The 7,167-nt window shown below is 70.9% G+C and carries 6 protein-coding genes and 3 pseudogenes; 6 read left to right on the plus strand and 3 right to left on the minus strand.

Annotation, left to right across the window (positions count from 1 at the left end; all coding sequences use genetic code 11):
• Nucleotides 1-125 (minus strand): annotated as a pseudogene (locus AB0915_RS37500) (IS6 family transposase); the annotation flags it as partial.
• A gap of 813 nt (nucleotides 126-938) precedes the next feature.
• Nucleotides 939-1,619: a response regulator transcription factor gene (locus AB0915_RS37505; protein ID WP_366695654.1), complete on the minus strand. Its 681-nt coding sequence runs from the start codon at nucleotides 1,617-1,619 to the stop codon at nucleotides 939-941.
• A gap of 213 nt (nucleotides 1,620-1,832) precedes the next feature.
• On the opposite strand from AB0915_RS37505, the gene AB0915_RS37510 reads away from it, so the two are divergent.
• The 5 genes from AB0915_RS37510 (at nucleotide 1,833) to AB0915_RS37530 (ending at nucleotide 6,623) form a co-directional block, all read left to right on the plus strand.
• Nucleotides 1,833-2,771: an ATP-binding cassette domain-containing protein gene (locus AB0915_RS37510; protein WP_366695656.1), complete on the plus strand. Its 939-nt coding sequence runs from the start codon at nucleotides 1,833-1,835 to the stop codon at nucleotides 2,769-2,771.
• Nucleotides 2,768-3,586, plus strand: a complete 819-nt coding sequence (locus AB0915_RS37515; protein ID WP_366695658.1) for an ABC transporter permease — start codon at nucleotides 2,768-2,770, stop codon at nucleotides 3,584-3,586. Before AB0915_RS37510 ends, AB0915_RS37515 begins: the two co-directional genes overlap by 4 nt.
• Before the next feature lie 127 nt (nucleotides 3,587-3,713).
• Nucleotides 3,714-5,357: a histidine kinase gene (locus AB0915_RS37520; RefSeq protein ID WP_366695660.1), complete on the plus strand. Its 1,644-nt coding sequence runs from the start codon at nucleotides 3,714-3,716 to the stop codon at nucleotides 5,355-5,357.
• Nucleotides 5,358-5,503: 146 nt separating this feature from the next.
• Nucleotides 5,504-5,902, plus strand: a complete 399-nt coding sequence (locus tag AB0915_RS37525; RefSeq protein ID WP_366695662.1) for a hypothetical protein — start codon at nucleotides 5,504-5,506, stop codon at nucleotides 5,900-5,902.
• Nucleotides 5,903-6,200: 298 nt separating this feature from the next.
• Nucleotides 6,201-6,623 carry a pentapeptide repeat-containing protein gene (locus AB0915_RS37530; protein ID WP_366695664.1) on the plus strand — a complete coding sequence of 141 codons (423 nt, stop codon included), beginning with the start codon at nucleotides 6,201-6,203 and terminating at the stop codon, nucleotides 6,621-6,623.
• On the opposite strand, the pseudogene AB0915_RS37535 reads toward AB0915_RS37530, so the two are convergent.
• Nucleotides 6,531-6,974, minus strand: a pseudogene (locus AB0915_RS37535) (IS6 family transposase); the annotation flags it as partial. The gene AB0915_RS37530 and the pseudogene AB0915_RS37535 sit on opposite strands and share 93 nt — an antisense overlap.
• A gap of 68 nt (nucleotides 6,975-7,042) precedes the next feature.
• On the opposite strand from AB0915_RS37535, the pseudogene AB0915_RS37540 reads away from it, so the two are divergent.
• Nucleotides 7,043-7,167, plus strand: a pseudogene (locus AB0915_RS37540) (IS6 family transposase); the annotation flags it as partial.

The following is a 7,167-nucleotide window of genomic DNA, read 5'->3' on the forward strand; positions in this document are numbered from 1 at the left end:
CGCTGGAGCATCAGCTCCTCCACCTCGCGGAAGCTGAGCAGGAATCGGAAGTACAGCCACACGCAGTGGGAGATGACCTCAACCGGATACCGGTGCCCCCTGTACGACGGCGACGCGCTCTCCACGGACAGCCCCCTCCGGCATGATCAACCCGAAGATCATCCCACCCGGTCAGCCAACGTGACAGTGCCCGTACGACCACTACGGTCGCACCATCGCCCGCAAGTACGGCGAGTTCGGCCGCACGCTCACCACGTCCTACGTCTACGACGAGCACACCGGCTCGCTCACCGACGGCTACCTGGACCGTGAGCTCGCACCGCAGCGCATCGAGGACGCGCACTACTCGTACGACCAGACCAACAACGTCACCGGCATCTCCACCTCCTACGGCCAGGACACCGCCCGTACGACGGACACCCAGTGCTTCACGCTGGACCTGCTGCACCGGGTGACCGATGCATGGACCGACAAGAACGCGCAGTGCTCGGCCAAGCCGTCGGACACAGTCGTCGGCCGTGCGGACGCGTACTGGACCTCGTACGCCTGCGACGCGGTCGGCAACCGCAAGACCGAGACCGCCCACAAGACGGCCTCCGGCCCCGCCACCGACACCCTGCGCACCTACGCGGCGCCGACCCCCGGCAAGCACGACCTGCCGAAGGTCACCCAGGTCGGCACCGGCGCGCACGACGAGGTGACAACGCCCCTGGTGGAGCTGTTTCCCGGCGCCGCCAACCCGTACCGGTTCGCGCTCCACCTGCGTACCGCAGTCGTCAGCGCGAACCAGCCGCCCATGTCACGATCAACGCGGGCTTCAAGAGCCTGGCGACCGATGGCCCGCTGGCCCGGGTCCGGCAAGGACACTGGCCGGGCACGACCTATGCGTTCTTCGGTGACGTTTTCCACGATCACTTCGATCCGGCGAGGGGCACGCGTCAGCCGTGGCGCGGCGGGATCAGGCCGGCCTCGTGCGCGGCGATGGCCGCCTCCACTCGGTTGCGCGTGCCCAGCTTCGTGAGCACGGCGCTGACGTGCGCTTTTACCGTGCCCTCGACCAGGTGCAGTCGGCTCGCGATCTCCGCGTTGGACAGCCCCGCGCCGAGTCCGGCCAGGACGTCGCGTTCCCGCTCCGTCAGTCGGTTCAGTGGACGGTGGGGGTGTGCAGACCGGTGCGCGCGCATCCCGGTGATGACCCGGGCGGCGACCCGCGGAGACAGGTAGGCCCCGCCGGCGCCGACCGCCCGTACGCCGTTGAGGAGTTCCCTCGGGTTGTCCGCCTTCAACAGGAAACCGTCGGCGCCTTCCTCGAGCGCTCGGGTGATGTACTCGTCCTGACCGAAGGTCGTCAGCATGATCAGACCGACCGCTGTCGGCTCCTGGCGGAACCGTGCCACCGCCGTCAGCCCGTCGAGACCGGGCATCTGGATGTCCAACAGGACCACGTCCGGTCGGTGTCGGCGGGTCAGCGCGATGGCCTCGTGCCCGTCGCCCGCCTCGGCGACCACTTCGACGTGCGGGTCCCGCGCCAGGATGGCCCGCACGCCGGCCCGGACCATCGTCTCGTCGTCCGCCACCAGGACCCGGACCGGCCGACTGCTCGGCGTCTTCTCTTCCACGCGACGAGCGTACGGTCGGCTCACCGCCGTGTGAGCGGTGAGCTCTGAAGATCCGTCCCGGGTCGGAGAGCACCCCTGACGAAAGGCAGGGTGCCGCTTCCTTTCGACCGATAGGCGCCGGCTGTGCTCACTCCTAGCGTCGCTGCCGTACGGGACGCGGCGGCCTGCCGCGTCCCGTGCGCCGAGCTTTGCGACCGACGGCGAAGGAACTTTGTGATCAGCCTCCGAGAACTGTCAAAACGCTATGGCGAAACCCTCGCCGTGGACGATCTGACCTTCGATATCCAGGCCGGCCGCGTGACCGGCTTCCTCGGCCCCAACGGGGCTGGGAAGTCCACCACGATGCGCATGATCCTGGGTCTCGACCACCCCACGCGCGGGCGGGCCCTGATCGCCGGCAGGCCCTACGCGGATCTGCATCGGCCGCTGCGGGCGGTCGGAGCGATGCTGGACGCCCGGGCCGCTCACCCGGCACGCTCCGGCCGCGCGCACCTGGTCGCTCAGGCCCGGACCAACGGCATCCCGGTATGCCGGGTGGACGAGGTGCTCGAGACGGTGGGCCTGACCAAGGCGGCTCGTCGGCCGGCCGGAACGTACTCGCTGGGCATGAGCGGGCGGCTCGGAGTAGCAGGCGCCCTGCTCGGCGACCCGCCCGTGCTTATTCTGGACGAGCCCGTGAACGGCCTCGACCCCGACGGCGTGCGGTGGATCCGCCGGCTCGTGCGCGACCAGGCGGCGGAGGGGCGCACCGTGTTCCTCTCCAGCCACCTGATGAGCGAGATGCAGCTGACCGCCGACCACCTCGTCGTCATCGGGCGGGGGCGGCTGCTGAGCGACACCTCCATGACGGATTTCCTGGCCGCCGCATCGCCCGCGTCGGCGCGCGCCTCGGTGCCCGACCCGCAGGAGCGGGCGGCGCTGATCCGCCGCCTGATGGCAATCGACGGTGTAGGCGTCGAGACGTCTGCGGACGGCGAACTCACCGTCGAGGGCAGTACCGCCGCAGTGGTGGGCGACCTCGCCCACCACTGCGGCGTACGGCTGCACGGCCTGAGCGACGTCCGGGTGTCGCTGGAGCAGGCGTACATGGACCTGACCGCGCGGAGCGTCGAGTACGCGACGGGCAGCGCCGCAGAAGGGGGCCGACAGTGAACACGACGACGACGCACGGCGGGCGGACGGTTCCGCCGCGGACCGTGCCCGACACTCCGGGCCGGCGCACGCCCGGCGGTTTCGCCGGGGCGGTCGCTTCTGAGTGGACCAAACTCTGCTCCGTCCGAGCCGCCTGCCTCTGTCTTCTGGCGGGTCTCGCGATCACGGGGGTGTTCACCTTCTACTCCGCCTCGATCGCCCGCATCAACGGGCATCCGGTCCAGCCCGTCGGGAACGCTGCGGCCGCCTCCGCCGTCATCTCCCAGTTCGCCGTCGTCATCCTGGCGATGGTCGCGGTGACCTCCGAGTACTCGACGGGGAGTGTACGGGCGGCACTGTTGTGGGTGCCGCGGCGGCATCGGGTGCAGGCGGCGAAGGCGCTGGTGGCGGCCGTGGTCGCGTTCCTCGGCGGCGCCGTGTTTGCCGTGGTGGGCACGGCCGTGGCCTGGGGGGCATTCGACGGGAGGGCCTCGTTCGACGCCGGAACGACCCTCGGACAGATCCTCGCCATCGGGGTATACCAGGCGCTCGTCGCCGTGCTCACCGTCGGCGTGGCCTTCGCCACGCGACATCCGGCTGGCGCACTGTCGGTCCTCGTCATGCTGTTGTGGGGGCTGCCGAGCGTGCTTCTGGGGCTCGGCGGCGACAGGCTCGCGGCCGTCAACGACCGTCTGCCGCACGGGGCGGGCGACCACTTCATGCGCGTCGGCGCCGACGCCCCGTACACGTCGGCGACGGCGGTCCTGATCGTGGCCGCGTGGGCCACGGCGGCACACCTGACCGGCCTGTACGTGCTGCGCCGCAGGGACGCCTGACCCTGTGGCAGCCGGGGCCCGGCCCGGCAGTCGGCCGATCGCCCACCGTAGTGTCGGGCGCTCGGGCACGCCCCACAGCATGGACCCGGGCATGTGACGACACCGAGCGGAAGGACGCTGACGCACCATGTGGCATCCGCGCATCCACCTGGCCAGGTACGTGCTCGTCGACGTGGCTCTGTGGGCCGTGCTCGCCGCCGCCACCGGGTACGGGTTCCGGGACGCGGGCGCGGCCTCGCCGGTCGTGGACCTGCTGCTCCCGCTGGCCGTCCTGGCGGTGGCGGTGCCGCTGTCCCGCAGCTGGCCGGGAGCCGCGGTGTTCCTGGTCAACGGGCTGTGTGCGCTGGGCCTGGCCGACTCCGCGACCCCCGCCAACGCCCACGTCGTGTCGCTGGCCGCACTGAGCTGTCTGCTGGGCGCCCGGGTCGCCGCGGCCCGGGCGCCCTTGTTGGTGCTCGCCGTCTGCCTGGCCGTCGACGTCGCGGCCGGCGCCGTGCTGCGGGTGCAGGCCGTGTGGTGGTTCTACGTCCTGACCGTGCTGCCCGCCGCCCTGTTGCTGCCTTGGCTGGCCGGACGGCACTGGCGCGGCCGGCGCGAACTCGTACGGGAGGGATGGCGGCTGGCCCGGAGCCTGGAGGAGCGGCAGCACCTCGTCGCAGAGCGGGCCCGGCTGGCCGAACGCGCGGACATCGCGGCCGACATGCACGACTCCCTCGGCCATGTCCTGAGCCTGGTTGCCCTGCGTGCCGGCGCCCTGGAGCTCTCCCCCGACCTCACCAACCGCGACCGCGCCGACCTCGCCGAGCTGCGCGGGACCATCGCGGACGCCGTCGAGCAGCTACGGGAGACCGTCGCCATCCTGCACGAACCACCGGAGCCGGGGACGGAGACGGGCCCGGGCGGCCTGCCCGTCAAAGACAGCGTCGAAGACCTTCTCGGCCAGGCGGTCGCCTCCGGGGTGCCGGTGCGCTGGGAGCGGCGTGGAGCGGTGCCCGCGCTGTCGCCCCTGGTCGAACGCGGAATGTACCGGGTGGTGCAGGAGGCCCTCACCAACGCCGTGAAGCACGCCCCGGGCGGCGTGGTCCGGGTGGGGATCACCCACGAGGCCGACCGCACCCGCGTGAGCGTCGTCAACGCGGCCCCACCGGCGGGCGGGCCCGCTGACGGGCCTGGGCAGACGGACGAAGTCCGGGCCTCGGGCGCAGGCCGCCGGGGACTGACGGGGCTTCGGGAGCGGGTGACCGTTCTCGGCGGCTCCTTGTGGACCGGTCCGCACCAGGGCGGGTTCCGTGTCACCGCCGTTCTCCCGCACCAGGCCCCGGCCCGCCTTGTGACGCGGGCGGCGACCCCCGGCACGGGCAGGGACATGGACCTCGGCGCCGCCCCGGAGTCCGCCGAACGGCTCGCCGAGGTACGGCGCGCCGCGCGCCTTCGCTCCGTCGTCGCCTTCGCGGCGCCGGTCGTCGCGGCAGCGTTCTTCGTGCCGGCCGCCGTCTATCTGGCCTGGCAGCTGACGATGGGCGTGCTGTCGCCGTCCCGGTTTGACCAGCTGGAGACGGGGCGGTCCCGCGCCGAGATCGCCCGTCTGCTCCCGGCCCGCGCTTTCCCGTATCCGCCCGACCACGCCAGTTCCGCACCCCGGCCGCCGGCTACGAACTGCGAGTTCTACCGCTCCGGCCGCGACCTGTTGGACCAAGTCGACCTCTACCGGCTTTGCTGGTCCGACGACATTCTGGTGGCCAAGGACACCATAGAGGCGAGCCAACGCTGACCGGCCCGGTAGACCAGCATCCTCCCCACCACCCGTGACCGCTTCTGACGCGGTGCGAGCACGCCGCGCTCGCCTTCATCGCCGACGACCTCCGCCTCGACCTCGCACCAGGCCTGCACGCCGCCTCACCGGATTCCCGCCTGCTCGTGCTGGAGGACCTGTACCCGCGCACTGAACTGGCCGAACTGCTGCACCGCGACGGCCACACCCCGGCCCTGGACGCCGAACTGACCGCCTTCGCCTCCTCGATGGGCGAGCTGGCCGCCGCATCCGCTGGCCGCGCCGCGCTGTTCAACGCCCGCCGCACGGCGCTGGGCACCGGCGCTGACCGGCTGGGCGACTGGGAGCACGCTTACACCGGCCTCTGGCGGAGCGGGCTCGCCCGGGCCGCCGCCTTCGGCGTCCCGCTGCCCGCCGCTGCGGAGCGCGATCTGGAAGCGGCCGTGGCCGAACTGGCAGATCCCGGCCCGTTCCTGGCCCTGACCAACGGCGACTCCGAGTCACACAACACCGATGACTCAGCGCTGTCCGGCCAGCCTCGGTGAGTTCAACGAGGTCCGGCCTGGCGGCGGATGACGGGCTGTCCGGGATGGGTACAACCACTGGACAGCGCTCGACGTCCATCAGGTCATGACTGCAGCCCCTACCGAACCTGAGTGGCCGTACTGCGGCCTTGGAGCAGACCCGGCCACTGGCCGAACGTTCGGCTGCCAGGGTCGCAGTGTCGACCCACACACCGCATGCCTGGCACACCTCACAGACGACCAGCTCGATTCCTACCTCGCCGGGCTCGCTCCGGGTAGCGACATCGACCACCGTGGGACCCGCATCACCCCGCGCCTGATGGACAAACTGCGCTCTGCCCTTTCCGATCCCGACACCGGCCGGCCTTGCCTGGGCAACACGCACTTTGATCGAGCGCAGTTCACCAGCAGTGCCGACTTCCGCGGGGCCGAGATCCGAGGAGACGCATACTTCAACAAGGCGATCATCCGAAAGGACGCCGACTTCGACGTATCGGTGATCCGCGGCGATGCCATGTTAATGGGAGCGGTCATCGGCCGTGACGGCGTTGTCACGTTGTTGGGTGCGTGGGCGCCTGACGGCGCGTTCGGGTGCGGATCCCTGCGGCGGGATCCCGGGTCAGCCCGCGGCTGGCCGGCTGATGTTCTCGGTGATCTGGTCCCAGATGGTGAAGCGGATGGTCATCTCGGCTCGGTGGTCGGGGGCGGTCATCAGGTGGCGGTGGGGTCGGAAGTGGGGTGAGATGCCGCTGAACGCGGACAGGAACCGCTGGGCCGCGCCGACGCTGCGGAAGCCCTTCATCGCGCGTTCACGCTGGCGGGTGGGCTGGTGGCTGTTCTCGGCCCGGTTGTTCAGGCCTTTGTGGGAGCGGTGCTCGACGGAGGGCATGACCTCGCGGTGGGCCGCGCCGTAGGAGCGAAGCTTGTCCGTGACAATCACTCGCGGCACCGCGCTCGTCTTCTTCCTCAGCCTGCGGAAGAGGCGCCGGGCGGCGGCCTTGTCCCGGCGGCTCTGCACGAGGATGTCGAGCACGTTGCCGTCCTGGTCGACGGCCCGCCACAGGTACTTCCGCTCCTCGTTGACCTTGATGAACGGCGCTGTCACGTTGGCTGACCGGATGGGATGATCTTCTGGTTGATCATGCTGGAGGGGACTCGTCCGTGGAGAGCGCGTCGCCGTCGTATAGGGGTCACCGGTATCCGGTTGAGGTCATCTCCCACTGCGTGTGGCTGTACTTCCGATTCCTGCTCAGCTTCCGCGAGGTGGAGGAGCTGATGCTCCAGCG

The sequence above is a fragment of the Streptomyces sp. NPDC048411 genome, from assembly GCF_040704695.1.
Lineage (GTDB): Bacteria > Actinomycetota > Actinomycetes > Streptomycetales > Streptomycetaceae > Streptomyces.